The following is a 26,767-nucleotide window of genomic DNA, read 5'->3' as shown; positions in this document are numbered from 1 at the left end:
AGGGCTCATTGCGCAAAAGCGAAAAACTACATCTAATCAGTTAGTAGCCAAATGGCATCATGGGCGAGCCATACATGCCGCCGTATCCATACCCGGGGCTAGCTCCCTGCGATACGCGCACCCCACCCGATACCGAAATATTTTCCGTCAACTGATAGTCGGCGCGAATATTTACACCGGAGCCCATGCTGCCGAAGCCAGCGTACGGATTGACTCTTGGAGCAAAGGGCTGATTAGAAAGATCTTTCCATGCCATGCCAGTGAGTGCCAAGCGAGGGTTCACCAAGTAAGTGCCACCGGCTTGGACAAGCATGTTGTTCGCAACGCTGAAGCTGGGCGTAATGGGTTGGTCAGCCGCGCTGGCGTAACTATTCCGTAGGTACGACTGGGTACGCAGCAGGGTAGTACCTGCGAAAATGCGGAACCGATTGGAAACCTGATAGGTAGCCGTCGGGCTGATATAAGACATGGTACCATAGCGGCCCGCGAACTGCATGCCAGCGTCTAGGTTATACGACACCCGAGATTTTAGCAGCCCAAGCTTCGATTCGGGCTCAGTGGTTTTGGGGGCTTGTGCAGCAGCCGTACCCGCCATAAGCAGGCTAGCACCAAGCAGCAAAACAGAAAAGGAGAAACGCATAGTAGGCAGTGCTAAGGATAGAGGCCAGCCGAAATCTAATTCAAGTTACGTAAAACCTAGGTTTTATAGATGAAGCAAGCCGCCATCTTTATTGTGCCGCACAAAGAAATAGGTACGCATCAATGACGCTCAGGTCGCGCTAGCCACACAACCCCGCCGAGGCACAGCGCAAACCAGGCAAAAGGTAACCGCAGGTCGAGCAATGACAACGCGCCAAATACCAGCGTAGTTGCAATGCTCGCTAAGCCTTGCATCGCTTGATTTAAGCCAAAGATTTCGCCCCGATTGGTGTCCGTCGTTCGCTGGGCGAGTAGGCCTTCCAGCAAGCCTTGAATAAGAGAAAGCGTGAGGCAATCGACTATGGTAAGCATGGTTAGCGCAGCAATGGAGTGGCCGATCAAACCATAGCCACCTAAGGTAGGGGCGCCGATCAGCGCCAACCAAAAGATGGTGCGGCGCGGTGGCAAGCGCCCAGCTAGGTAAGTGTAAAACAAATAGTTGATGACAATGCTGAGCCCGCCGAAGAAAATGAAATAATACGAGAGGGCTCGCGCGCTGAGTTGCAACTCTCCCAGGCTGGCATAGGCAACGAAGTAGAAGTAATAGCCCGTGCTGAGGGTAAGCGCTACCTGAGTGAGTACTACGCGTCGCAAACCCGGCGCTGCTAGGTCGTGTGCTCGAAGACGGGCCCAAATCGTTAAGACGTTTGTCGCGCGGCCTACTTCGGTCCACAGCTCCGCGCCGCGTACCAAGGAGCGCTGAAGCTGCGTTTCGCGAAAACCTAGGCTGAGCAGAACGTTCAGGCCCGATAACCCAACGGCTAGGCTGGCGACAACCTGCGCTTGCTCCGGCAACGGCACGGCAAAAACGGTCAGCGCCAGCCCGGCGGCCATGGGGCCCAGCACAAAGCCTAACGACACAATGGCGCCCTCAATACCTAGGTTCTGAAATAGCCGTTCCTTCGGAGAGATGTCGGTGATGGCCGAGCGTACGGTGGCGTACATGCCGTTGGTTAGTCCATCGCTGAGGCGGTTGGCAAAGTAGAAGCTTGTACGAACCGGCAACAGCAAGCAGTTCGCCGCCAATGTGCCTACTGCTGAAAGAATCAGGATAGGCCGCCGCCCGTAACCATCGGAAAGACGACCTAGCAGCGGCGCCGAAAAAAGTTGTACCCCCAAAAAGAGCGCCGTACCGACCGAGAGCCACACCTGCGGCTGCGGCAACCCGCGCACAAACTCTGGCATGATTGGCCCCACCGCAGACCCGACAATGACGTCGAGCAGAATAATAGCATAGATCAGATAAAGGCGGCGGTCCTGGAACATGCCCGTACGTACGGCTAATCAATAAAAAAGCCGCCCCAGTAACGGACGGCTTTTCTAGCGTGGAGGCACTAATGTCTTCTTATTTCGCCTTACTGCCTAACCAAGCAGCCCGGTATTTCTGCATCTGCTTCGTAACGGGACGACCTGCTTTTTCATTGGGAACAACTTCCAGCAGTGGGCTTTCGACCAGCGTTACTTGGGCCGTGCGCTCCTGCCCGCGCGAGCGGAACACCACCGGTATAGCGTCGCCGGGCTTGTGCTGGGCCAGTAGTTGGGTAAGCTCTTCCTGGTTGCGCGGCGACTTGCCATCGAACTTGGTAATTTGGTCTTCACGGTCGATGCCAGCTTGGTAAAGTGGGCTGCCAACGAGTGTGTTGCCTGCAACGGTAATTGTGCTGTCGGCAAAGGATAAGCGTGCTAGGCCCAAGCTAGCTTGCCCAGATTTAGTTCGTCGTACCACTAGCCCTGCGGGCGCAAGCAACTGCTCGTAGTTGAAGAGTTGATGCCCCGTGATATGTTCGCGGAAGAAGCGACCGGCAAAAGCAGTGTCGCGGCTTACTTGGCCTAGCACACGCTGCAAATCGGCCAGCGTGTAAGGGTGCTCGGGAGCATAATTGCGCTGCGGTTTGCCGTATTGCTGCCACACAGTGCGCATGTACGTGTCAAGGTCTGTTTTGTAGTTCTGACGCAGCAGCATATCCAGCGCCAGCGCATTGCCCGCCCCGATGACGTAGTAAGATAGATAGGTGTTGCTGCGGTTATTCGGGTCAATGCTTACGGCTGCATCCACAAAGGGCGCCTGCTGGCTCATCTCCACGGGCGAGTAGCGGCTCGCCCCCGGCGAGTTTAGCATGGCATTCACCACGCCAGTCACATCATCCCAGTACCGATCTTCGGGGAAAGCACCTGAGCGCCGCATAATTAGATTGCCGTAATACTGGGTGAAGCCCTCGGCAAACCACAGCGCCTCACTCATATTAGCCCGCTCAAAATCAAAAGGTTCCAACGATTTGGGGCGAATACGTTCGACGTTCCAAGAGTGGAAAAATTCGTGCGATACCGTACCTAGGTTACGTAAAACACCTTGTCCACGCAGGGGGCTGTTGCTCGTGACGCTGGTCGAGTTGCGATGCTCCATCCCGTCGCCGCTGGTCTGGGGCAAGTAGTTGGCAACGAAGGTGTAGCGGTCAAAGTCGTAGTTGGGTAGCTCGCCGAAAATAGCCGCGGCCTCGCGGACGATCTTTTTGGTGAGCTCTGCGTAGGCATCCAGCTCCGCATCCGTTCCCGTGTGCACCACAGCTAGCTCGATGATCTTACCCTGTTCCTGCCAGGTGCGCACCTTCTGCGGACCTAGGGAAGTGGGGCTGTCCATAAGGTATTGCAAGTGAGGCGCGTAGTAAGTGCCCTTTGCCGCATCGGGCTTAAGCTGGGTAGCTACTTGCCAGCCAGTCGGTAAGTCAAATTTCACTTCGGCTGGTCGCTGCTCCTGACCGTGGGCAAAAGCTAGAGTAGCCGGCATGTTCAGGTGCGCATGGATTTGGTCGATGCCAGCGTAAGTACCGTCGGTTCGGTCGCCGTAGAGCGTGTAGGTGAAGCGCACCGTGCCATCGTGGCCGCTTACGTCCCAGCCGTACGGGTCGGGTTGGCTAATTTTTAAAGCTTTACCTTTAGAATCAGTGGCTTGCACGGCGTATACGTTCTTGGCAAACTCGTGCAAGGCGTAGCGCCCCGGTGAGCTACGGGCCATGCGCACTTGCAAAGTGCCCGGCTTTAGCTCCGTAAACACTACGGTAACGTTGGCTTCGTGGTGCGCGGCATTGGGGAAAGCAACGGTATACTGCACCGGCGTTGTTTGCGCCAGCGCCGCGCTAGGTAAGGCCAGCGCGAGCAGGAGAGTAGCGGCAAGATTCCGCATAGGGTTGTGGTTGTGAAGAGTAGAAAGCGCCTAAAATTAAGCGCCAAGTTGGGAAAACAACGTGGCCTCACGCTTCTGTTTGCTCCTCAAAAATGGCGGCTTCAATCATACCCGCGTAAAAAGACTGCCGGTTGCGCATTCGCAACCCTAGCTTGGTCAGCTCAGTGGGTAGCGCCGGAAGCTGCCGGGCACTAATACTGGTAGTCACCCGAAAGAACTGATACATCACGGCCAGTAATACCCGTTGCCACCACCGTGGAGGCTTGCAAAAATCAGCCAGCAACCACACGCCGCCGGGTTGCCGCGCGGCATTGAGCTGGTGCAATACCGCTTGCAGCCGCTTCGGCTCGAATAGATCGAGGAAGAAAAAGGTGACAATCACATCGAAGGTTTCGTGCGCAACGAGTGAAGCTTCGGTGCCAAGCCGAAATTCAACCTGCGCTTGGTGCCTAGGTGCGGTGCGTTGTAGTGTCGTCTGTGACTTGCGCAGCATAGCAGGAGAGGCCTCCACGTAAAGCACCTGCGCCTGTGGGCTCCGGCGTAACACTTCGCCCAGGACCCAGCCAGTGCCGCCACCCATAATAAGGATTCGGGGGGCGCCAGGCGGCAAATCTGCCAATGCAGCTTGCTGAGCCAGTCGCAATGCTTGGCCAAATACCAGACTCGCCAGCAAGTCGTAGAAACCTGCTATACGGTCGAAGCCCGAATCTGGAGTTTTCATAAGGGGACCTGGGTAGTGGCTTGCACCCTACGCCGTTTGAGGCAGGAATGTTGTTTTGATAGTGAGCCACGTTGGTGTCAGCACATAGAGCCTTATAATACAGCGCTCTTTTGCTTGGTTGAGCTACAAAACCCACAAGCTAGGTGACACCTAGGCTAATTTCTGTGTTGAAGAACTATGACGAATCATCTGCGCCGTTTGCTGGCTGGGCTCACGCTGTTTGTGGCGGAGTTCACTGTTACCATGCTGATTGGTATTCTTGGAGTCATCATGTTCCTATTCTTAGGACGTGAAGTGCTTAACCAGCAGGTAACTGCGTTTGATGAGCAAGCAACAAATTGGGTGCGGGAACTGCTAGGACCCAATCAACTCGGCTGGATCCGAGGTGTGACGTTTTTGGCTTCCGCCAATTTCATCGTCATCGCCGCCTTGTTACTGATTGGGGGCTTTTTGCTAAGAAGGCGTCACCGTTGGTACATGCTGTTGGTGCCAGTGGTGGCTATTGGCAGCATTGTACTAAATCTAACATTGAAAAACGCGTACCAGCGGCCTCGCCCAGCCATGCCCGTGGTAGCGGCACAAGGCTTGAGCTTTCCCAGCGGCCACGCCATGATTGCCGCTTCCTTCTATGGCTTGCTTATTTATTTGGTCCAAACCCACATGCGGCGCCCATCTTTGCGGTGGGTGCGGCGGTTGACAATTGTGGGGCTACTACTGCTTATTCTGCTCATTGGTCTCACGCGTGTGTACCTGCGCGTGCACTACACCTCCGATGTACTCGCCGGCTTTATGGCCGGTGGTGTATGGCTCCTGATTGCAATTCCGTTGCTCAAACGCATCGAAAATGAGACGAAAAAGCGGTTTAAAAAGACATTGCAATCAGCTGGAAAACAGGCTTTATAGCGCAGAAAACAACTTTTTCAAGAAAATATTTTATGGTTTTTGGCAAAACATTGGTCGCTGCCTGTATCTTTGCATCGTTAAAAGGCACCTCTGACAAAGTTTAGAGCGTTCTTTTGTACTACCTGCGCTTGTGGCGAAATTGGTAGACGCGCTGTCTTCAGGCGGCAGTTCCGCAAGGTGTGAGAGTTCGAGTCTCTCCGAGCGCACAAAAAGCCGGCCCCTCAGGGGCCGGCTTTTTTCGTTCTAATCAATCTAGGTTGCGCTACTACTACGCTACGTTTGGCGTACAATGCTTGCCCATGAAGAGACTGACAGAACGTTTTCTGGCCCTGTTCGGGCTGCTCACGGCCGAGCTAATCCTGGCGGGCGTTGTATTCCTAGGGGCTTTCGTGCTGTTCTTCTACCTAACGCGTGTTGTATTTGTAGAGCACTCGGCCACGCTCGACAATTTCGCCTTCCAAGAAATGGACGGAATACGCGCCGCCGAGCCTAACTTCACAGCGTGGGTCAAGCGTGTTACTTTCTTCGCCTCGGCTCCTTTCCTGACGGTGACCGGCATTGTACTACCGAGCATCCTGTTTTGGCTGAAGCGCCGCCGTGAGGCGTTAGAGCTTTTCTTAGCCGTGCTAGGTTCTTCCATCCTGAACCAACTCCTAAAAAACCACTTCCACCGTTCCCGTCCCGAAACTGCACTGTTTCCGCAGCCAGGCTTGAGTTTCCCTAGTGGCCATGCAATGATTGGAGTAGCGCTCTACGGGTGCGCTGCGTGGTTGCTCTGGCGCCACGGTCGCCATCCGATCTGGTCGGGGTTGCTGCTTATCTGGGCAATCGTCGTCGGTCTGAGCCGCGTGTACCTGCACGTGCACTATGCTACCGATGTGCTTGCTGGCTTTGCGGCGGGCGTTGTGTGGCTGGTTCTACTGCGTGGTGCTTTACGCTTGTGGTGGCGAGAGAAGAATCAATTACCATCAAGCAATGAGTAGGTAGTGAGGTTGCTGACCTATGGCCGCACATACCATTACGGGAGCTTTACTCTGACTCTAAGCGCCAACAGACCTTTCACGCCTTGGAGCTCTTCTAGTTCTAGCTCTTCCACGTCAGGCTCTAGTAATTCGCGGTCCTGGAGATAGTCGATGTACTCAAGGTACTCGTCGGCCTCGCGTGACTGTGAATAAACTAGCGCGATAGTGCCGGGCTGCGTGAGTCGTTCGCCGGTACCTAGCACGGTGGCTTTATCAATGCGCTTTTTGATGATTTCATACCGGATATTGTAAGCACCATCCACGTCAAATTGGCGCTCGTCTTGCCGGAAACGGATACTTAGCGCTTGGCTGTGTACTAGAATCAGCTGGGTGGTATCGAGCGGTACAGGCAGGCTAGGTTTCAGTGCCTGCGTGCGCCGCGTAATCTCGATGGTTACCAAGAGCTGCCACAGGCGCAGGTTTTTGAGAAATACCAAGTCAAAAGGCTTGTTCTCAACCAAGGAAGCACCCATGTAGATGTTGTATTCCACGCCATCAGTTTTGAACCGCTGGAAATAGTGGGGGTACATCTGCTGGGCCTTCTCTTCCTCTTCGTCGAGGTAGTCACTGATGGTGTCGTTGAGCAGCATCACGCTCTGCTCAAAGGCTTTACGGCGTTTGTAGAGGATACCTAGGTTGGCATCCATATTGGCCCAGTATTCGGCAATAACTGGTCGCACATCGGGCGCGTTTTCCGCTAGGTAGTCAAACAGCGGCTCTACTTCGGTCTTTAGCGACTCGAAGATGCTGACCTCATCGCCCGTCAGAATGCCTTGCCGCAAACGGCGTAGGTTTTTGTTTACGTAGAACTTGAGCTCATCCAGAATCGGTAGCTCCTGGTACTCTGAAGCTTTCTTGAGTACTTTGTTGGCTAGCGTTAGGTGCTCAATTAAGTCAGCCTGAATAGCTTCGTTGCGAGCTGTGCTGCTGCTACGGATATCGGAAGATCCGTGCAATGGGTACACATCGTGGAACACAATGCCTTCCATCTCCGCGTTCTTGTTGCCCGCTTCAAACTGCTCCAGTAGGTGCAGGGCTGCGTCCGTAAAGCGCCACTCCATGGTAGGATGGATGGCTGTGAATTTCTCCCGAATAATAGACTGCACGCGCGTTTGCAGTTCTTCTGCATTCCGCTTCACTGCTACGGCAAACAGCGGCACAAACTGCGTGACTTTTTCCAGGCAAAACTCATTTAAGTCGCCCACGTTGGGTGAACCTAGCTCGAGCAGGCCTACCGTGTCGTCTCCGTACGGTAGCAGCGCCAAGATAGCCGAGTTGATGCCGAGGCTCATGATCTGCTGGCGCAAGTCTTCAGGGATGTCGGCTTTGGCTACATCTTCAAGCACCAGGGGCTGGCGGTCCTGCCACAGCTGGTTATAGATCTGGCGGAAGCCACTACCAGCCTCCTGATTGGTGAGCTGCTTGGTCAAAAAGCTATGGTTGATCTTGCGGCCAAAATCAACAAATGCCTGCTTCTTCTCGTCGTAGGCGGCAATGCCGAGCTGTAGAAAAGGGCGGCCAAACAGCACACGTAGCTTTTCCTGGATCTGCTCGAGGCGGTCGGAGGCTTGTAGTACGTCGCGCTCCAAAAGGTCGTACTTCAGTTCCGATAAGATTTCCTGATCGGTGACATCAACGAGGTGAAGGATGTTAAACCCTTCCAGCTCAAACTTTTCGGCTGGCAAGCGTTCCTGCCACAAATCGGAGCGGTGAAAGTTGCGGGTGAGCAGGTCAATTTGCTCCTCCGTCAGCTCCGGCCGCTCGCCTATCACGTGCACGTTCAAAAACGACGAGTCGAACGTGACGCTGTAGTGCCGATACAAGCCGATGCTGTAGTCGGGCACCGTGAAGATGATGGAGCTTGTGGTAGGGAGCGTAACTCCGTAAATATTCTCTAGAATAAGCTGGTACACCATGCGCGTGGTGTGAATACTCATGGTGCGCGCATCGATGTTCAGCGGCTGCTTAATCGTCTTGTTGCTATTGAGCAGCACTTGCTCAAAAAGCGGCGTGTGGTAAAAGCTATAGTATTGAAACGGGGGAATAGCGCCACTAATGTCCGTCTCGCGAGCTGCTGGCGGAAAGAGCGCAATCATTAAGGTTTCAACTAGGTCGCAGTTGCATTCCAGCACGCTCATATCGTTGAGCGGACCACGGCACCAGTCATGGGCTGCTACCTGTTCCCCAATTGCATGAGCAAGCAGCGAAATGCCAGGGTTGCTATCTTGCTCGCGCGCCTTCCAGTAAGCAATTAGCGGCTCTAAGCTTAGCGTCGATTTGAAGGGAAACCCCAAAACGGTCGGACGGGCAGTGAGTTCGGTCAGCATAGTGGAGGCAAAACAGGTGAAGGCGCTAATAAGTTGAGGGGGAGAACTATAATCGAAAGCCTACCTAGCTTTGCCTACTACTTGTGTACGTAGCTAGCCCTAGTACCGGTTCAGCGTGTAAACGCGTTGCCTTGTTTGCCCAGCTGGTTTGGTGAAGTCATAGGTAATGGTGTTCGTTGGAACACCATAAGTTTTCATCTGACTGATCTGAGCACTTTTACTTTGGTTTACATAGTAAGTGCAGCAGCCATCGCCCTGGTAGTTGCCATTGAGCTGGATGTTATCAATGACGTAGCGTGCAGTATCTGGTTTGAAGCCTTTCATGCGGTGCACAACAAATATATTATACCTGTAACTATTCAGTTTTAAGTTGTTTGCGGTCGTGAAGGGAGCATTATTGTTGAGCACGATGGCTGTGCTGTCTTGGCGGCGAGTGCGAAGAATTTGTATCGTCTCGACAGCTACTTTGACCGCCGAGTTGGTAGGTTTAGTGTAGCGCTTCAGGTATACTGTATCGATGTCTTTTCGACCAAAACCCTGCGTACTAGTTGTGTCTAGGTTGAACTTGAAAAGCAAAGCATCAGCGTAGTCGTCCTGTTTATCGCAGGTAACGCTGCCGCAGCAAGCGGCTAGGGCAAAAGCAACTCCACCAGTCAGGAGCCAGGAAAACAAATTGCGTAGCATAGAGCGCAAAGATACGTGGACCGCCCGCAGCAGCTTCAACAAAAAAGCCAGCCCTGCGCGGGCTGGCTTCTGTACGTAATTCTTGTCCTAGTTATTGCTTTTGAAAGCGTTTGGTTTCGGTGCTGGCTCGGGTAGTGATTTTGTAGTAATAGGTACCACTAGGCAGATCGTCTACATTGGTTACCAATACGTGAGAGCCTTTTTCCTTGCTTTGCTGGCTGATCAGCGTGCGCAGCGTAGTGCCACGGCTATCTAACAACTCCACTGTTACGGGGCCCGCCTTCGTAACGGCGTACTCTAGCTGGGTAGTAGCGGTGCTTGGGTTCGGAAATACCGTGCTACCTAAGCTGGTAGCAGTGGTGGCGGATGTTTCCGAGACGCTAGGGTCTATGAGCAGAAACACACCTGGGCGGAAATAATGACCTAGGCCAGCACCACCTCGTCCGTGCCGACCGCCCGCGAAATGGGCTAGTCGCTCTTGTTGCTCAGGGGTAGCGTATTTCGCCACAATAGCTTTCGTGTCAGCCACCCACTTCTCCCGTTGCGGCTCGATTTCCGTGGATAGCTGCTTGATATTGGTGCTGTACTTCTGAGCTAGTTGCGCTACCTTCTGCATGATGGCGTGATTCTCAGTGCGTTGCTGCTGAAATTGTTGCCGTTGTGCTTCTGTGAGTTCTGGGCGAGAAGACCTGGCCTGACCGGGGCTAGTAGCAGGAGCAGTTCGTAGGCTTTGGCGCAAAGCATTGCCTTGCTGACGGTTAGCTTGCAACTGGGTGCGGTAGGTCGCCAGCAAGGCTTTGTCTTCAGCCGAGAGCTGAGTCTCTAACTTTTGGCGCTGTTGGCGCACCGTGGGCAATATATTTTCCTCATAATAAACCCGGAGTTCTTTCCGAGCAGGTTTGTCGGCGCCCCGAGCCGGACCTTGGGCAAAAGCACCGAGGTAGCCTGTCGTCAGGATAAGCACGAACAGGAAGAAGAGGAAGGTTTTGAAGGAGGTGACTCTCATAAGGAAAGAATAAAGTTGCTAAGCCCGATTTTCTTCCGATAGATTACTGCCAAGGCAGAGCGTTTAATGAGGGTACAAAAAAACCGCTCAATTTTTGAGCGGTTTTGGGTGTTGGCGTAAACAGGCCTGCTGACTACAGAAGACTGTCGGCTGTAATTACCGATCCAAGGCAGTGGCGCCTGATAATGGCCCGATAGGGCCGCCCGCTAACAGCCTAGCCCGCAAGAAATCCGATACTCCTTCAATTTGCGGACGAATTTGGCCAAGGGCATGACGCAAAGCATCAATATCGGCCAAGCGGCTCGCGTTGGTCTGAGAATAACCGTGATAGAGGGCTACTTGTACAGTCGAGTAGCCTACACCCCGGTAGGTGCCTAGCACCTGGCCGTGTGAGTCAACGACTTGTACTTGCGCGCGTACGGTGCTCCGATAATACTCTAGGGGGACACCTAGTAGGCTAGGTGCCATAAGGGTAGCTATTTGCAAGACCTGAAACCCCTTGCCTTTGCGCTCATTCACCACGGAAGTGACTGTAAGCTTCAGGTAACCAAATTTTATGTTATCGGTAGGATCAACGATGTTCTGGATTACTTCATGCTGGAATAACTGCTGCGGAGCATCAGTCATTAAGCTATCCGTATTATCCAACGTGCTATGATCAACGGCTAGCTCTAAGTTGGGCAAGCGGTTCTCGAAAGCGGCTGAGTGAGATTTGAAAATTACCCGATCAACCGATACACAGCTGACCAAAAGTGGGAAACAGGACAAGCAAAGCAGCGAGTAACGCAGCAGAGAGTTCATGTAAATAGGCAGCAAGTAGGTCTGAGGGGGCGCGAGTAGAATACAAAAATAAACAACTTCCGCACTATTTCTTCATGGTGTAGTACAATCATTATATAATTTATATAAATACTTGAATAAACAAAATAAGCCTGCTTAAAACAGGCTTATTTTCAATAAATTATAGGAATTTAGTCGTTTTTTGCTGAGCTTATTATAAGGCAGATACGACTAATTATATACTTTTAAAATCCTAATGCACCTGGTGAGCTAGCTCGCTGTCAGATTCTGCTAAGGCCGTGACGTCGGGAGCGTAGTAGTTATCGACAAATTCTCCCTCCCAACGGGCCACGACAGCAGTAGCTAGGCAGTTGCCAATCACGTTGACGGCCGTGCGGGCCATGTCCATAAGGGCGTCGATGCCCAAGATGATAAATACCGGCCAGGAGGGAAGATTAAACGACGCCACCGTAGCGAGCAGAATAACCAGCGAGGCGCGAGGTACTCCCGCAACGCCTTTGCTGGTGAGCATCAAGGTGAATACCATAACCAATTGTTGGCCAAACGACAGTTCTATACCTGCTGCCTGTGCTACGAAAACTGCTGCCAGTGATAAGTAGAGCGTAGTACCATCAAGGTTGAACGAGTAACCCGTTGGCATAACGAAGGCCACAATACGCCGCGGCACCCCAATGCTTTCCATGGCTTCCATGGCGCGGGGAAGCGCGGCCTCAGAGCTGGTGGTGGCAAAGGCAATGCTGACCGGCTCGGCAATAGCTTGTACAAAGCGCTTCACCGGAATGCGCATCAGCAGCGCGACGGGTAACAGTACCAGCAGCAAAAAGGCAATCAGGGCTCCATAGAGTGTGAGTAGGAGTTGGAATGCGTTCAGCAAAGGAGCAAAACCCATTTTGCCCACTGTGTAGGCGAGAGCACCACCTACGCCCAGCGGCGCAAAGAACATGACCACATTCGTAAACTTAAACATCACCTCCGATAAGCTCTCGGCAAAACGGAGCATCGGTCGGCGGTGCTGTTCGTGCACCATTGCTAAGCCAATAGCGAAGATGATGGCAAAGATAACTACTTGTAGCACTTGCCCTTCTGCTATCGATTTAGCAATGTTCTCGGGAAAGATGTGTAAGATAATATCGGCCGTGGTCTGATTGACTGTCTGAAGTTTTTCGGTTTCGGCCCCTACGCCGTTCTGCGTAACGCCTACGCCGGCCTTGGTCAGGTTGATGGCTGCCAGCCCAATAAAGAGAGCGAACGTGGTGATAATCTCAAAGTAAACCAGCGCTTTAAGGCCCATCTTGCCAACCTGCTTTAGGTTCGCGTGGCCAGCAATGCCCACCACTAGCGTAGCAAATACGAGTGGGGCAATGATAGTCTTCACTAAGCGCAGGAAAACGTCGCTCAGTACTTTTAGCTTCATTGCTGTCTCTGGAGAGTCGTGCCCGAGTTCAGCTCCCACAAACATGCTCACGACAATCCAGAACGTGAGGGAACGGCGCTGCGCGGCATAGAACGCGAGAGCGGCTAAGAATATCCACCGAACAGCAACGGGAAGGGCCGCTGGTAGCGCCACTACTTGGTAGGCCGATAGAGCGGTAAGGGCCGCAGCCAGCAAAAGAAGAATAAGAACTAGCGGGACAAGACGCGAAAACTTCATGCAAGAAAGTCAGGGGTGAATCGGCGGAAACTTAGCAAAGATAAGTTTTTGCGCTTGTAAGCCGGTTTTCCTTGGTCAGGCAGGTAAGTTAACAGAAAAAGGCCATGGAGTGGCCTTTTTGCTGATGCTAGGTAGCATGTAGCTAGCTTCGACAACTAGCACTGTAAGTGTTATTTAGCAACAACAACTTTCTGGGTTAGTGTGCCGGTGCTGGTCTTCACCTGCAAGATATACATGCCGGTTGCTACTTGCGGAGCAACGTGGTAGGCTTCTCCGTTGTTGGCTAGCAGTTCCTGTTGAAACTGGCGGCGGCCGCTCATATCAAACAGTTCGAGGGTAGCTACCTTCGACACATACTGCTGAAGCTCTAGATAAAATTTCCCGGCGTTGGGGTTTGGGTACACCGTGAAGCTAGGCGAGGGCACCTGTTCAATCGTAACCGCTTTGATGGGGGAGTATACCTGTTTCTCGTTCGTGAGGTCTTGACGCAGCCGATAGTAAACTATACCTATGGGGGCTTCTGGGTCCTGGGCTTGGTACGTATGTGGATCAGGGCTGGTGCCAGCCCCCGACTGCTGGACCAACTCCTGGAAGTTTTTTCCATCTAACGAGCGCTCCACCACAAACGACCTGCTGTTGCGCTCGGTCTGCGTGTACCAGTCTAGCGTAACGGCTTGGTAGCGGGCTGTTACTTTAAAGTCAGTTAGTACGGGTGAGCTAAAAGAACCTAGCACCGGATAAAACACGCCGTTTGGTATTACTTGTCGCACTAAGCCGTTGTCCTTGTTGGCATATTCTAGCACCAATCCTTGACTGCCGCCATGCTCCCCATAGTACACGGTAATGTCGTGAAACCCCGCGCTAAGTACTTTCGTGGCCGATACTTCCCGGTAGCTGAATTTGTCGCCTATGTTGCTCGCCACTGGTTTCGAATCGTTGTCGAACCACACGGAGGCTCCATCATCGGAACCTAGGTAGAAGGTGTAGGTTCCGGGCGTTGTGATGTATAGTTTGCCGCGGTAGCGGGCGCTGAACTCATCCGGCATTCCGGGCGAGTAATATGTTGCCACGGAGCCAATATCGAAGTTGTCTTTTTCAGCTTCCTCAAATTGTAATTTGTCAATAATTCGATCGGTAATAGCAGGCGTGTGGGTCTGGAAAAAACCTAGTTCATCGTAGAAATAGCCTTTGTAGTAGTCTGCCTTAAGACCAACCGCATCTGCTTTTTCCTGCGCTAGCGTAGGAGTGATGCTTAGAGCAGACAAGGAGCAGCTACTTATGAAAATCGCGAATTTGAATAGAAGGGAACGGGTGGAAAAAGCTTTCATGAACTCGGGTGAAATGACGGCGGGGAGGGAGAATGATCATATAAGGATAATACGATGGTGAGTCCATAAAAGATGAAGATTAAGCTAAATATTATGGTATTTTCTATAGATATATATTATTTTAATATTTATGTGTTTGAATGTTAATAATTTACGCATTAGTCTCGCTGACGATCGGTTAAGCTAAACAATGAAATATGTTTGCTGTTAAGCCGAAGCCTAGTGGTAAAAGGCTCGTGCTGTAAGGTTTATGTAGTACTAATAGGCGTTCGATACAGTAGAAATTATCCGCCTGAAGTATGCCGTGTTTGAGCATGGTAGTAGCTAGGCAGTACAATAGCTAGCAGCTGCAGCTAGCTTGCTGCGCAAAACAGGCAACGCCCTCAAGCTATGTGCTAAGCTCTTGTAGCACTTGGCGTCATGACCATCCGCTTGCAGGAGCATGAGGCGCTAGCTTTTGCTTATCGGTTGTGTCACCAAGTGGGGTCTTTTGTACTATTTGCCAGGTAGAAGAATAACGCTGAGCGTGTCGAATCTGCGACAATTGCTCAATTTGCGAGGAGAAGCGAATGCTTCCCTTTTCTGCCCATCATCATCGGCCTGCCATGCTCACCTGGACGCTTGAAACGCGTGAATTGCCTCTGCGCTACACTTGGAAGATCTCCCGTAGCGCATCCACTTCCAAAACTAACCTGCTGGTGCGCGTAGCTGCTACGGGCGGTGCCGTTGGATGGGGTGAGGCGGCCCCCAATCTACGCTATGGCGAAACCCCCGCGGGTTTGCAGGCAGAATTTGAGCAACTGCTTACAAAAGGCTTAGTTACTATTGGTTCGCTGGAGGAGCTAGGTACGCTGCTCGATGCTCACACTCCTGCCCACGCCCTACGGTTTGGGCTCGAATCGGCGTACGTACACCTGCTGGCTAATCAAACGGGCCAGTCGGTAGCACATGTGCTAGGGCTGCCTGCGCCAGGTGCTGCTGTGCCAACGGCTTTCACGCTTCCTATCATGGAGCCGGGCGCCGTAGCTGACTTTGTGAACGAGCAACGGATGGCGCGTTTCGAGCTGCTCAAGATCAAGGTAAATCAGGAAAGTGGCTACGATTTACTCCGCGAAATCACGCGCGCGCTACCTGACCGGCTACTCATTATTGATGGCAATGAAGCCTGGTCGGACGCAGATAGCTTGTTGCAGTTTTTGGAGCAGATTAGTACGCTGCCTGGCTTGAAGGTACGCCTGCTGGAGCAGCCCTTACCTGCCGCGTGCGTCGACCACTACCGCTACCTGCGGCCGCTGAGCCCTTATCCGGTATTCGCTGACGAATCGGTAACTGATACCGCTGACTTCGCGAGTATAGCGCAGCAATTTCACGGCGTGAACATGAAGCTGATGAAGGCCGGAGGTTACCGGAACGGCATCCAGCTACTGCGCCAAACCCAAGCACACGGCTTGCAGACGATGATTGGCTGCATGGTGGAAACCACGCTAGGTATCTGGTCGGCATTGCAGGTCAGCAGCTTGGCGCAAGTATGCGACCTAGACGGGTTTCTAGTTGTTCGTGACGAGCCGTTTGGCCTTGTGCAAGAGACCAATGGGCTATTAACTGCGGCGGCTACACCGTTGCTCTAGCAGAGCATAGTAGCTAGGTGCTGAACGGACCTAGAGCAAGTGAATTTTTTGGTGACGAAGCTAATTTGCCTTTTATCAACTTAGATATAGTTGCAGGATAGACAGCAATAACTGTTTTTAACTTTTTTCTCGAACAGTGTCGCAACATATAATGTATGTACATATATTTGCAACGTTTTCCAGTCGCTCATGAAAATCGAAGACGAAATCCAACAGCCTGTGTTCAAAGACGACTACCAGAAAAGCTACATCAACCTGATGTACACTGCTGGCTGGTTGGGCTTGAGGCAGGCAGCGTCATTCCGGGAGTATAGCCTCACAAGCCCGCAGTACAACATTCTGCGCATCCTGCGAGGCCAGCATCCGAAGCCAGCGACAGTGAACCTGCTTATCGAGCGAATGCTTGACAAGACCAGTAATGCTTCCCGCATCGTCGACAAGCTAGAAGCCAAGCAGCTTGTGACCCGCGCAGTGTGCCCGAATAACCGTCGGGCCGTTGATATCTGCATCACGGAAGCAGGCCTGGGTTTGCTGCAGCGCATTGATCAAGAAGGCGCGATGGAACGCACTGGCATGCAGAATCTCAGCCCAGAAGAGGCTGCTGAACTCAATAGATTACTTGATAAAATCCGTGACTGACGGCTCTCAGTTATTCTCTTTCCTTTTTCAATCATGAAAAAAATTGCTCTGTCCGCTCTGGTTGTAGCTAGCCTGTTCACCGCTCCCGCTTTCGCTGGCAACCCTGTTGCTAAAAAAGCTATTGCTAGCACTGCTAAGCCCGCCGACGCAGCTTATAAAGTACAGCCCCAACTCAGCAAGCTTGGCTGGGAAGGCAAAGCTGTAACGCACGGCCACAATGGCACGGCTGAGTTCTCGAGCGGCGAAATCATGGTGCGCGGCAACCAGATTGTTGGTGGCACTGTGACCGTAGACATGAAGACCCTGAAGGCAACCGACATCACTGATGCCGAAAACAACGCCAAGTTCATGGGCCACATCAACTCGGATGACTTCTTCAGCACTGCTAAAAACCCAACGGCTACGTTCAAAATCAAGAGCGTAACCCCAATCAAAGGTGCTGCTGCTGATGCTAACAACGTAAACATCACCGGTGACCTGACCATCAAAGGCATCACGAACACTGTGACTTTTCCTGCTAAGGCTGGTGTGAAAAACGGCGTAGCAGCTGCTTCGGGTGTTGCTACCATCAACCGCACGAAGTACGACATTAAGTACGGCTCGAAGTCGTTCTTCGAAGGCATTGGCGACAAAGCCATCTACGATGACTTTACGTTGAGCTTCAACGTAATTGCCAAGAAGTAAGCTCGTTAAGCTTTCCTTCGTTAATCAACAAAAAAGCCCGCTACAGTAGCGGGCTTTTTTGTTGATTAACGAAGGAAAGCCAACGGTCTAATAGCCGCCGCTGCCGCCTGGCAAAGTCTGCGCCGGGGGTGAGCTAGGTGCCGATTGGTTAGGCTGAACGGTAGCGCTGTTCTGTCGTAGCGTCAGGTGCAGCGGCGCTACGTTCGTTTCGCGCAGGCTGATGATACCATAAACAATTTCGCCTGGATGGATCGTCTTGTTGGCCATGTCGTAGCGCACAAACTCTTTGCGCAAATTTGCATTGGCTGTACCAGCTCCAATCATATTGCCGGCCGCAATGAATGGTCCGGTAGGTAAGAAAGTGGCGCCCGACGTAGTCGTTTGGCCGGTATACGGATTAGTCGTAGTAGTGCCCCCAACGTTGAAATTGAGCAGGATATACAACAAGTAAATGGCTACGCCTTGCTTTAAGTCGTGCGCGGCTTGTACAGCTGGAACAGGCATAATCGGACGGTCACCGAAGGATAGCTCCAAGTCACGGGAGAAATCTAGGTCAGTGCTTGTGTTGTTCTTCAAGCGTACTGCTACCACTTGATATCCTCGCTTGCGCTCTTTTTTACCGTACTTCTTGTTGCCACCGTGCAGCTGAAGTGCACTGTATTGGTAGCTAAATTCCAACGGTTCGTTGGTGCGGCTGTTTGATTGATAGGTGCTGATACGATCAGGCTGAATGGTGTGGTAGCTACCAGCACAACCTGTTGCTAACAGCAACGTTGTACCAGCCATAAAACGCACAAGATTTTTCGGCATAAAGCAAATATGTGGAAAGGATAAGGTTGGAATAAGCTCCAACTGCGTCCTCACAAAGTACATACCTACTATCGGGGTGTTTACATTACATTAGTTATATTATTTATTTAATGTAATGTCTTAGCTATATTATTACATAAGATAGATTTACTGGTGAAGGGCATTAAGGAATAGCTAGCTCCCGCGGCAGCTCAAATCGAAGGTTCCGGCTTTTGCTACGGTTGTGCAGCTGCGTTAAAAACTCATCTAGCTCGGGCTTGTATTCCAGCCAAAAATCCTCGTGTAGGTTCGTTAGTACTAGTTGCACAGTGCGGGTGGTGAGGCGAGCCGTACCCACGTAGAAACCGTTGTAAGGTGAATCAAACTGCCCGGTGTAGTTGTCAAAAATCAGCCGCAACGTGTATAGGTTGAGGTCAACTTCGAGGCGCTTGTCCTTGGTGATGCGGCGGGCGCGAGCCGTTTCCTTGGTGGCTTTGCTCAGAGCTTTGGTAAGGCTACGATTGAGCAAGCGACCCGTCACGGCCACATTGAACAGCTCATGAATGCGGTCGGAGGTTTCGGCAAACACTTGTTCCACCGTCACATCGGGTAGCAGCTCAAAGGCAAGAGTCTCGTATAACTCGGCGTCGCGACGAACGGCGCGCAGCAGCAGCGTTTCTTTCTCCTTGTCGGAGAGATGCTTAATAGCTTTTTTGAAATCAGTGGAGGGAACAGGCATATGGCAGACGCAAAAAGCTAGCGAGGGAGGGAGAGTGGAGTAGATGAGCTAGCGAAAGGTTTTGCAAGCTAAAGCATACGTTAACGCAACTGGTAAAAACTAGCTCCGTTTTCACGAAACGATTTGGCCGCCAATGGGGTTATATATGACCGTAATACTTGGCTGTACCTACCTTTTGTGCCTGATTTACCGTACTTTTGCGTCATGAAAACGAACCCGCAAATCGATTACGACGAGGACGTACTGTTACTCGAAGAAACCATCGACGTGCGCGACCTGATCGTGTACAATGACGACGTGAACACTTTTGAGCACGTTATCAAAACGCTTATGGACGTGTGCGGCCACGAGCCCGAACAGGCTGAGCAGTGCACCCTGCTGATTCATTACAAAGGCCAATGCACTGTAAAGCACGGCGCCTACGATGAGCTAGCCGGCATGTGTACTGCCATCCACGACCGGGGTATTTCGGCAGACATACTTTAAGAGGTTGAATGGCTGAATGAGTAGATGGTCGGTCGCGCAGACCTAGGTTCCAGAACAAGCAGCCATTTGACCATCTAGCTATTTGACGACTTAACTAAATGGAGTTTCCTTCCAAGCTGATTGAAAATGCCGTTGGGGAGCTATCGAAGCTGCCGGGTATTGGAAAAAAAACAGCCTTGCGCTTAGCGTTGCACTTGCTAAAAGCCGAGACCGATACCACGGCCTCCTTGGCTGAAGCACTGGCCAAGATGCGCTTCGAAATTACGTATTGCCACACGTGCCATAGCATATCGGATGCCGAAGAGTGTTCTATTTGCGCTAACAAGCTACGTGACCACAGCACCGTTTGTGTGGTGTCGGACATTCGCGATGTAATTGCCATCGAGAATACGGCGCAGTACCAGGGTGTATACCACGTGCTCGGCGGCGTTATTTCGCCCATCGAAGGCATTGGCCCGTCCGATTTGAACATCGATTCTCTATTAGCTCGCATCCCGGATTCGGAAGTTAAGGAAGTGATTTTGGCTATCAGTCCCACGATGGAAGGCGATACTACGGCTTTCTATTTGTCGCGCAAGCTGCGCGACTTTGAGGGCGTGCATATCAGCACCATTGCCCGCGGCATCCCCATGGGCGGCGAACTGGAGTATGCTGATGAGATTACGCTAGGTCGCAGCATCGTAGATCGGCAGCGGCAGGCGCGCTAAGCTAGGTTTTACTGCTTTTTGGGGCCGGTGGTCAGCGTTGTTGCGCTGGTCACCGGCTTCTTATTTTACCTTAATTAGGAACGGATAAAGCGGCACAACAAGGGAAACCGTAGAATAGCAGAAATAGCTAACGTCAGATATCTTACTTTTGCGGCCCCATTCATTTCGCAATAAGCTAATGCTCACAGTAGAAAAAATCGGCGGCACCTCCATGAGTGCGTTCGGCGACGTGCTGAACAACATCATTCTGTACAATCGAACCGGCGCGGAGTTGTACAACCGAATTTTTGTCGTATCGGCGTACGCTGGCGTGACCAACTGGCTGTTAGAGAACAAGAAAACGGGTGAGCCTGGTGTGTATCACCGCATTACCGAACATAAGAAGTTTCATCAGTCGCTCAAAGAGGTATCGGTGAAGCTGAAGGCTCTAAACAGGAAATATGAAGCCCTAGGTCTGGACCTGGCTGTTGCGGATGCTTTCATCGAACAACGTATTCAAGACGCGCAGACTTACCTGAACAGCCTGACCAACATACTGGCTTCGGGTTATGTGAGCAGCGAAAACATCTTGCAAGCCGCCCGCGAAATCCTAGCCTCTATCGGCGAAACGCACTCCGCCTTCAACGCTGTTAATATTCTGCAGAGCCGTGGCATCAATGCCACGCTCGTCGACCTGAGTGGTTTTCACGACCACAAGTCGTACACCATCGACCAACGTATTCGGCACGCATTCAAGAAGATCAACTTTGCCGACACCATCTGCATCGCGACTGGCTATGCCAAGGGTACCGAAGGCATTATGCGAGAGTTTGACCGCGGCTACTCAGAAGTGACCTTCAGTAAGATAGCCGTGGCGGTGAAGCCGCAGGAGGCCATCATTCACAAGGAGTACCACCTGTGCACCGCCGACCCCACCATGGTGGGCGTGGAGAACTGCTTCCCCGTTGGGTTTACCAACTACGACGTGGCCGACCAACTCGCCGACGTAGGGATGGAGGCAATTCACCCGAAGGCCTCAAAGCCGCTGGAGATCAACAAGATCAACCTGCGCATCAAGAACACATTTGAGCCCGAACACCCCGGCACGCTCATCACCGAAGACTACATCTCGCCCCAGAAGCGCGTGGAGGTGATTACCGGCACGGAGAAAGTCGTAATGATTGATATCTATGACCCGCTGATGGTAGGCGCAGCCGGTTACGACCTCGACATCATGAAGACCTTCTATGACCTAGGTATTAGCTATAGCTTCAAAGCAACGAGTGCCAATAGCATCTCAGTGGTTATCTGGGAGAAGGATTGCCACAAGCGGCTTATCCAGGATTTGGAGAGCAAGTACGAGAAGGTAACCGTAGAGCAAATGGCGATGGTCTGCATCATTGGCTCCAACATCGACCAACCTGGCTTGCTGGCTAAAGCAGCTGGTGCACTGGCAAACGATGGTATTAATATCAAGAGCGCTGGCTTCGCGCTGCGTAAGGTTAACATCCAGTTCTTGGTAGGACGGGAGGATTTTCGCGGGGCAATTATTGCGTTGAACAAAACGCTGTTTTTTTAAAAGAAAAACAAGCTAACATGCGGTGGGCTCCGGCCGAAGTTGTACCATTGTGTAGTACAGCTTCGGCCGGAGCCCACCACTTTTATCAGGGGGGTGTAAGAGGCCAAACTATGTGTATATTGTAGTTACTCCCCACTGTCTCCTGTTTTACTTCCCGTGAAACTCTCTATCGTTATTGTCAACTACAACGTTAGCTATTTCCTGGAGCAGACCTTGTTATCGGTCCGGCGAGCGGTAGAGAAGTGGGGGGAACCAACCGAGATATTCGTGGTCGACAACAACTCCGTGGACGGCTCCGTGGCCATGGTGCGGACCCGCTTTCCGGAAGTGGTACTGATCGAAAACAAAGACAACCCAGGTTTTTCCAAAGCGAACAACCAAGCCATCCGGCGTGCTTGCGGTGAGTACATCCTGCTGCTCAACCCCGACACGGTGGTGGAGGAAGATACGCTGCAAGCCTGCGCCGACTTTATGGATCAGCACCCAGATGGTGGCGGGCTAGGAGTGAAGATGCTGGACGGACAAGGCAAGTTTCTGCCCGAGAGCAAGCGTGGCCTCCCTACTCCCTGGGTGGCTTTCCACAAAGTGTTCGGTCTAGCGAAGCTTTTTCCCAAGTCGCGCCTGTTTGGGCGTTACCACCTAGGCTACCTCGACAAAGACCAAACGCACGAGATAGAAGTGCTCAGCGGCGCATTTATGTGGCTGCGGCGTAAGGCTTTGGATAAGGTCGGGTTGCTAGATGAGGATTACTTCATGTACGGCGAGGACATTGACCTCTCGTACCGCCTAGGGCAGGGCGGATGGAAGAATTACTACTTCCCTGAAGCCCGCATTATACACTACAAAGGCGAGAGTACCAAGCGGACGAGCATCAACTACGTGTTCATCTTCTACCAGGCCATGGTCATTTTTGCCCGCAAGCACTTTGCGCCAGGCCGGGCCGGAGCCTTTTCCTTGCTCATCAACCTAGCTATTTGGATGCGGGCGGGGGCAGCCATGGCGGAGCGTCTGCTGGCGCGGGTGGCGCCGGTGCTACTCGATGCCGGGCTCATTTATGGCGGTATGTACTTCTTGAAAAAATATTGGGAAGTCAATCATAAGTATGCGCCTGAACCGTACCCGCCCGCGTTTATGGTGGCAGCAGTGCCCGCTTACATCGTCGTGTGGCTCACGACGGCTTACTTCAGCGGGGCCTACGATAAGGCCACGCGGGCGTCCCGTATTGTGTGGGGCGTGTTCGTGGGCACTATTCTAATTTCGGCCATATCTAACTTTCTAGACGCGTACCGCTTTTCTAAGGCCCTCATTATCCTGGGCGGGACTTGGAGTGTGGCAGCGCTTGTTGGCAGGCGGCTGGCCATCCATTTTCTACAATACGGCTACTTGAGTCTGAATGAGCGGCGCCCCAAGAACATTGCCGTCGTGGGCACCGCCACGGGTAGCCGCCGGGTGCGGCAACTCTTAGAAGCAGCCGGGGTGCAAGCCCGCATTATTGGACACGTAAACCCCGCCGGCAGCTCAGATGACGTCAACGACGATTCGCTTGGTGAGCTACGGCAGATGGAGGAAATCATCCGTATTTACGAGCTAGATGAGCTGATTTTCTGCGGAAAAGATCTGCCGGCTAGCCAGTTCATCGCCTTGATGGTGCGGCTCTCGCAGCAAGTCTCCATTGACTACAAAATTCTGCCGGAGGATAGTGAGTACATCATCGGTAGCTCCTCCAAAGATTCGCCCGGCGACTATTATGCCCTGAACATTGGGTTGAGCCTCTACCAGCCCCAGCAGATGCGCAACAAACGTCTGCTCGATATCCTGACTAGCCTAGGTTTCTTGTTGGGCACGCCATTGTTCATTTGGTTTGAAAAGCGTAAAGCGGGTTTTCTGCGCAATTGTCTGCGGGTACTGGCTGGTACGCGTACTTGGGTAGGCTTGCAGCACTCGGCCGGGCCCCGGCGCACCGCCCGTGCTATTCTGTCCCCGGCCGACGTCGCCGAGCATAGCGCCCCCCTTACGGATTCTACTAAACGGCGCCTGGAGCTACTCTACGCCCGGAACTACGTGCCTTCCACTGATTTAAATATTTTATTCCGCCGGTTTCGGTGGCTTGGGCAGGAGTAAAGTTAGCAGCAACGTACGTGCGTTAAATTCTTACTTTTGCGCATTCTCCATTTCGTTACTGTCTCATGTCCAACCCCGTTGCTACCGTTGCTTCCTCTTTCCTGTCGGACCGTGTCACGACAATGCAGGAATCGCAAACCATTGCCATGGCCAAAAAGTCGCGCGAGCTAGCGGCTCAGGGTCATGACGTTATTAACCTGAGTTTCGGCGAGCCGGACTTCCAAACGCCGCAATACATTAAAGATGCGGCCAAGCGCGCCCTCGACGAAGGCTTCACGTTCTATACGCCCGTGCCCGGCTACCTCGATCTGCGTCAAGCGATTGTTGAGAAGTTCAAGCGCGACAACCAGCTAGATTACAAGCCCGAGAACATCGTGGTGAGCACTGGGGCCAAACAGTCGTTGGCTAACGTGCTGCTCAGCATGGTAAATCCTGGCGACGAGGTAATCATCTTTGCGCCTTACTGGGTAAGCTACTCGGAGATGGTGAAGCTAGCCGAGGGCAACCCGGTTGAGCTGGTAGGTACGCTGGAAAATGAGTATAAAGTAACGGCTGAGCAGCTAGACGCCGCTATTACGCCGCGCACCAAACTCATCATGTACTCGTCGCCCTGCAACCCAACGGGTTCCGTATTCACGCGCGAAGAGTTCGCTGCCATTGCCGAAGTGGTAGCACGTCACCCACACGTACACGTGCTGGCCGACGAGATTTACGAGTACATCAACTTCACCGGCGAGCACGTGAGCCTGGCGCAGTTCGACGAAATCAAAGATCGGGTAATCACCGTGAATGGTTTCTCGAAAGGCTACGCCATGACGGGCTGGCGCGTAGGCTACCTAGCCGCGCACAAAGACATTGCTACTGCCTGCGACAAGCTGCAAAGCCAAATCACTTCGGGTACCTGCTCCATTGCTCAGCGCGCAGCCCTCGCTGCGCTGCAAGGCGGACGTAGCTCAGCCGACGAAATGGTTGAGGCTTACAAGCGCCGTCGCGACTTGGTGCTGGAAATGGCGAAAGACATTCCGGGCTTCATCATGCCGAAGCCAAACGGCGCATTCTACGTCTTCCCCGATGTGAGTGGCTATTTCGGCAAAACGGCCCCTGACGGCTCGACTATCGCTAACGCGAACGACCTAGCTATGTATCTGCTCAACGACGCACACGTGTCGTCGGTCGATGGCGAGGCATTCGGCGCGCCGAGCTGCATCCGTTTCAGCACGGCTGCCGCTGATGAAAAGCTGAAAGAGGCTTTCACGCGTATTAAGAATAGCCTCGAAAAGTTGAAGTAAGCATCAGAACAAGTGTAGCGCGAAGCTCCGGTTTCGCGCACGAGCAGAGCGAGTTCCAGAAAGCCGCGCAAGTTGAACCAACGCGCAGGAACTCGCTTCGCTCGTGCGCGAAACCGGAGTTTCGCGCTACTTGCCGTTCTAACTTACCTTTGCGCTTTCTTTTTCAACATCTGCAATGCCTCCGCTTACGTCACCCGCCACGCTGCCCGAGTTATTCGACGCTTTCAATAATCTAACCGCCCTGATCGTGGGCGACGTCATGATGGATGCTTACGTGTGGGGCAAGGCCAGCCGCCTCTCCCCCGAAGCTCCAGTGCCAGTGGTGAATGTGAGCCGCATTGAGCAGCGGCTAGGTGGCGCGGCCAATGTGGCGCTGAATGTACAAGCCCTAGGTGCCACGCCGCTACTTTGCGCTGTGATAGGGGAGGATGCTGGGGGCGACCAAATGCTGCACCTGCTGGAAGAAAAGAACCTCTCCGCCGAAGGCATTGTGCGAAGTGCATTCCGCCCGACCACGGTAAAGCAGCGCATTCTGGCCTCCGACCAGCACCTGTTGCGCATCGATTCGGAGGTCGAAACGGACTTGAACGCAGAGGAAAGCGCCCGACTCACCATTCGCTACGAAGCCCTATTGGCCCGCGCCGACGTGGTCATCTTCGAGGATTACGACAAAGGCGTGCTGAACGCAGCGAGTATCCAGCACTTCATCGATCTAGCTCGCCAGCGCGGCATTCCAACGGTGGTTGACCCGAAGAAAAAGAACTTTCTTTCCTATCAGCACTGCACTCTGTTCAAGCCTAATTTGAAGGAGCTGCGCGAGGGCTTAAAGCTAGACTTCAGCGAAACGGATGCGGACCGCCCTAAGTTTGAGGCTGCCGTGGCACAATTGCGCGAGCTGCTTACGCCCGAAATCGTGCTCGTAACGCTTTCGGAGCGTGGGGTGTTCAGCGAGTCGGATGCGACGGGCCGCACCTACATTCCGGCGCACTTGCGCAGCATCTCCGATGTTTCGGGCGCCGGCGACACGGTTATCAGCATTGCCGCTTTGTGTATTGCGCTTGGGCTGCCGGCGCCATCAACAGCGGCGTTGGCCAACCTAGGTGGGGGCTTGGTGTGCGAACAAGTGGGCGTGGTCCCGATCGAAAAGCAGCGTTTGTTGAAAGAAGCCGTTGCGGCGCGGGTGCTCGACTAACGCCTGCGGTCAAGCTACTCGACGATTACGCCGTACTTGGTCACCAAGCCTGGTAAGCCCTCAAGCCTAAACTTTGCCTTCTTCAGCGGATTGGTATCCGGGTCGATAAGGAAGCCCGTGGCCGTCCTAAAGTCAGCGCCGTTGAGTTGAGTGGCTGAGAAGATAGCGCCGTTCAGCGTACACTCCTGAAAGACAGCGTTGCTAAGATCCGCATTGGTAAAATCAGTGTCCGTGAGGGCGCAGCGCACGAAGCTGGTGCTTGGCATCCGCTTGCCGTAGAACGAGGCGTACGAGAGCTGACAACCATCGAAGTGCACTTCGAATAGCATGTCGCGGCAGACCGTAAACTGCACACCCGCTAGCTTACAGTCCTGAAAAGCAACGTTCTGCATGCCCGCACCAGACAAGGCAATCAAGGAAAGGTTGCAACGCTCGAACAAGCAGTCGATAAACCGTTTGTTGGAGAAGTCGGCGCTGGAAAAGTCACAATTAACAAAGCGACACTGCTCCACTTCCTGGTAAGGCCGCATCTGCTCACTCGTCCAGCGTTCAAAGACATTCTCAGCAGGAAAGCTGTTGGGCTTGCGGGACGCAGAGCGACGTTTCATGGCG

24 protein-coding genes and 1 tRNA gene are annotated in these 26,767 nt (G+C 52.8%); 12 read left to right on the top strand and 13 right to left on the bottom strand.

Annotation, left to right across the window (positions count from 1 at the left end; all coding sequences use genetic code 11):
- Window positions 1-40: 40 nt before the first annotated feature.
- The 4 genes from SD425_RS19620 to SD425_RS19605 all read right to left on the bottom strand — a co-directional run bounded on the left by SD425_RS19620 (window position 41) and on the right by SD425_RS19605 (window position 4,601).
- The gene (locus tag SD425_RS19620) at window positions 41-640 is read right to left on the bottom strand and encodes a hypothetical protein (protein WP_324671712.1); all 600 of its coding nucleotides are present in this window, start codon (window positions 638-640) and stop codon (window positions 41-43) included.
- A 119-nt stretch (window positions 641-759) separates the two neighbouring features.
- Entirely contained in the window at window positions 760-1,965 is a 1,206-nt protein-coding gene (locus tag SD425_RS19615; protein WP_324671711.1) for an MFS transporter, read from the bottom strand.
- A gap of 79 nt (window positions 1,966-2,044) precedes the next feature.
- Window positions 2,045-3,880 (bottom strand): M61 family peptidase, encoded by a 1,836-nt coding sequence (locus SD425_RS19610; protein ID WP_324671709.1) that lies wholly within the window; start codon window positions 3,878-3,880, stop codon window positions 2,045-2,047.
- Window positions 3,881-3,947: 67 nt separating this feature from the next.
- Window positions 3,948-4,601 (bottom strand): class I SAM-dependent methyltransferase, encoded by a 654-nt coding sequence (locus SD425_RS19605; protein WP_324671707.1) that lies wholly within the window; start codon window positions 4,599-4,601, stop codon window positions 3,948-3,950.
- A gap of 177 nt (window positions 4,602-4,778) precedes the next feature.
- Between SD425_RS19605 and SD425_RS19600 the strand changes: the two genes are divergently transcribed.
- From SD425_RS19600 to SD425_RS19590, 3 genes are all read left to right on the top strand, one after another.
- Window positions 4,779-5,504, top strand: coding sequence for a phosphatase PAP2 family protein (locus SD425_RS19600; protein ID WP_324671706.1), 726 nt, complete (start codon window positions 4,779-4,781; stop codon window positions 5,502-5,504).
- 124 nt (window positions 5,505-5,628) lie between these two features.
- Window positions 5,629-5,710, top strand: a tRNA-Leu gene (locus SD425_RS19595).
- Between the two features lie 93 nt (window positions 5,711-5,803).
- A complete protein-coding gene (locus tag SD425_RS19590) occupies window positions 5,804-6,487 on the top strand; it encodes a phosphatase PAP2 family protein (RefSeq protein ID WP_324671704.1) in 684 nt (227 codons plus the stop codon).
- Between the two features lie 35 nt (window positions 6,488-6,522).
- On the opposite strand, the gene SD425_RS19585 is transcribed toward SD425_RS19590, so the two are convergent.
- The 6 genes from SD425_RS19585 to SD425_RS19560 form a co-directional block, all read right to left on the bottom strand.
- A complete protein-coding gene (locus SD425_RS19585) occupies window positions 6,523-8,853 on the bottom strand; it encodes a GAF domain-containing protein (protein WP_324671703.1) in 2,331 nt (776 codons plus the stop codon).
- A gap of 99 nt (window positions 8,854-8,952) precedes the next feature.
- Window positions 8,953-9,537: a hypothetical protein gene (locus SD425_RS19580; RefSeq protein ID WP_324671702.1), complete on the bottom strand. Its 585-nt coding sequence runs from the start codon at window positions 9,535-9,537 to the stop codon at window positions 8,953-8,955.
- 91 nt (window positions 9,538-9,628) lie between these two features.
- On the bottom strand, window positions 9,629-10,543 hold the full coding sequence (locus tag SD425_RS19575; RefSeq protein ID WP_324671700.1) for a T9SS type A sorting domain-containing protein: 915 nt from the start codon (window positions 10,541-10,543) through the stop codon (window positions 9,629-9,631).
- A 156-nt stretch (window positions 10,544-10,699) separates the two neighbouring features.
- Window positions 10,700-11,344: a hypothetical protein gene (locus SD425_RS19570; protein ID WP_324671699.1), complete on the bottom strand. Its 645-nt coding sequence runs from the start codon at window positions 11,342-11,344 to the stop codon at window positions 10,700-10,702.
- 232 nt (window positions 11,345-11,576) lie between these two features.
- A complete protein-coding gene (locus tag SD425_RS19565) occupies window positions 11,577-12,995 on the bottom strand; it encodes a dicarboxylate/amino acid:cation symporter (RefSeq protein ID WP_324671698.1) in 1,419 nt (472 codons plus the stop codon).
- 170 nt (window positions 12,996-13,165) lie between these two features.
- Window positions 13,166-14,260: a T9SS type A sorting domain-containing protein gene (locus SD425_RS19560; RefSeq protein ID WP_324671697.1), complete on the bottom strand. Its 1,095-nt coding sequence runs from the start codon at window positions 14,258-14,260 to the stop codon at window positions 13,166-13,168.
- Window positions 14,261-14,892: 632 nt separating this feature from the next.
- Here SD425_RS19560 and SD425_RS19555 point away from each other — a divergent pair.
- The 3 genes from SD425_RS19555 to SD425_RS19545 all read left to right on the top strand — a co-directional run bounded on the left by SD425_RS19555 (window position 14,893) and on the right by SD425_RS19545 (window position 17,274).
- Entirely contained in the window at window positions 14,893-15,951 is a 1,059-nt protein-coding gene (locus tag SD425_RS19555) for a dipeptide epimerase (protein WP_324671696.1), read from the top strand.
- A gap of 189 nt (window positions 15,952-16,140) precedes the next feature.
- On the top strand, window positions 16,141-16,590 hold the full coding sequence (locus SD425_RS19550) for a MarR family winged helix-turn-helix transcriptional regulator (RefSeq protein WP_324671695.1): 450 nt from the start codon (window positions 16,141-16,143) through the stop codon (window positions 16,588-16,590).
- Window positions 16,591-16,623: 33 nt separating this feature from the next.
- On the top strand, window positions 16,624-17,274 hold the full coding sequence (locus SD425_RS19545) for a YceI family protein (RefSeq protein ID WP_324671694.1): 651 nt from the start codon (window positions 16,624-16,626) through the stop codon (window positions 17,272-17,274).
- 87 nt (window positions 17,275-17,361) lie between these two features.
- Here SD425_RS19545 and SD425_RS19540 read toward each other — a convergent pair whose 3' ends face one another.
- Entirely contained in the window at window positions 17,362-18,084 is a 723-nt protein-coding gene (locus SD425_RS19540) for a hypothetical protein (protein WP_324671693.1), read from the bottom strand.
- A gap of 163 nt (window positions 18,085-18,247) precedes the next feature.
- Window positions 18,248-18,802: a hypothetical protein gene (locus SD425_RS19535; RefSeq protein WP_324671692.1), complete on the bottom strand. Its 555-nt coding sequence runs from the start codon at window positions 18,800-18,802 to the stop codon at window positions 18,248-18,250.
- 204 nt (window positions 18,803-19,006) lie between these two features.
- Here SD425_RS19535 and SD425_RS19530 point away from each other — a divergent pair, with 204 nt between their 5' ends.
- The 6 genes from SD425_RS19530 (at window position 19,007) to SD425_RS19505 (ending at window position 26,155) form a co-directional block, all read left to right on the top strand.
- Window positions 19,007-19,288, top strand: coding sequence for an ATP-dependent Clp protease adaptor ClpS (locus tag SD425_RS19530; RefSeq protein ID WP_324671691.1), 282 nt, complete (start codon window positions 19,007-19,009; stop codon window positions 19,286-19,288).
- A 98-nt stretch (window positions 19,289-19,386) separates the two neighbouring features.
- Window positions 19,387-19,995 carry a recombination mediator RecR gene (gene recR, locus SD425_RS19525; RefSeq protein ID WP_324671690.1) on the top strand — a complete coding sequence of 203 codons (609 nt, stop codon included), beginning with the start codon at window positions 19,387-19,389 and terminating at the stop codon, window positions 19,993-19,995.
- 178 nt (window positions 19,996-20,173) lie between these two features.
- Window positions 20,174-21,553 carry an aspartate kinase gene (locus SD425_RS19520; RefSeq protein ID WP_324671689.1) on the top strand — a complete coding sequence of 460 codons (1,380 nt, stop codon included), beginning with the start codon at window positions 20,174-20,176 and terminating at the stop codon, window positions 21,551-21,553.
- Window positions 21,554-21,709: 156 nt separating this feature from the next.
- A complete protein-coding gene (locus tag SD425_RS19515; protein WP_324671688.1) occupies window positions 21,710-23,674 on the top strand; it encodes a glycosyltransferase in 1,965 nt (654 codons plus the stop codon).
- Window positions 23,675-23,739: 65 nt separating this feature from the next.
- The gene (locus SD425_RS19510) at window positions 23,740-24,963 is read left to right on the top strand and encodes a pyridoxal phosphate-dependent aminotransferase (protein WP_324671687.1); all 1,224 of its coding nucleotides are present in this window, start codon (window positions 23,740-23,742) and stop codon (window positions 24,961-24,963) included.
- 175 nt (window positions 24,964-25,138) lie between these two features.
- The gene (locus tag SD425_RS19505) at window positions 25,139-26,155 is read left to right on the top strand and encodes a bifunctional ADP-heptose synthase (RefSeq protein WP_324671685.1); all 1,017 of its coding nucleotides are present in this window, start codon (window positions 25,139-25,141) and stop codon (window positions 26,153-26,155) included.
- Between the two features lie 14 nt (window positions 26,156-26,169).
- On the opposite strand, the gene SD425_RS19500 is transcribed toward SD425_RS19505, so the two are convergent.
- Entirely contained in the window at window positions 26,170-26,763 is a 594-nt protein-coding gene (locus SD425_RS19500; RefSeq protein WP_324671684.1) for a pentapeptide repeat-containing protein, read from the bottom strand.
- Between the last annotated feature and the right edge of the window lie 4 nt (window positions 26,764-26,767).

Origin of the sequence: Hymenobacter sp. GOD-10R, assembly GCF_035609205.1 — a bacterium.
In the GTDB taxonomy this organism is placed as follows: Bacteria; Bacteroidota; Bacteroidia; order Cytophagales; family Hymenobacteraceae; genus Hymenobacter.
The sequence above is the reverse complement of the archived record's forward strand: the minus strand, read 5'-3'. Positions and strand labels throughout refer to the sequence as shown.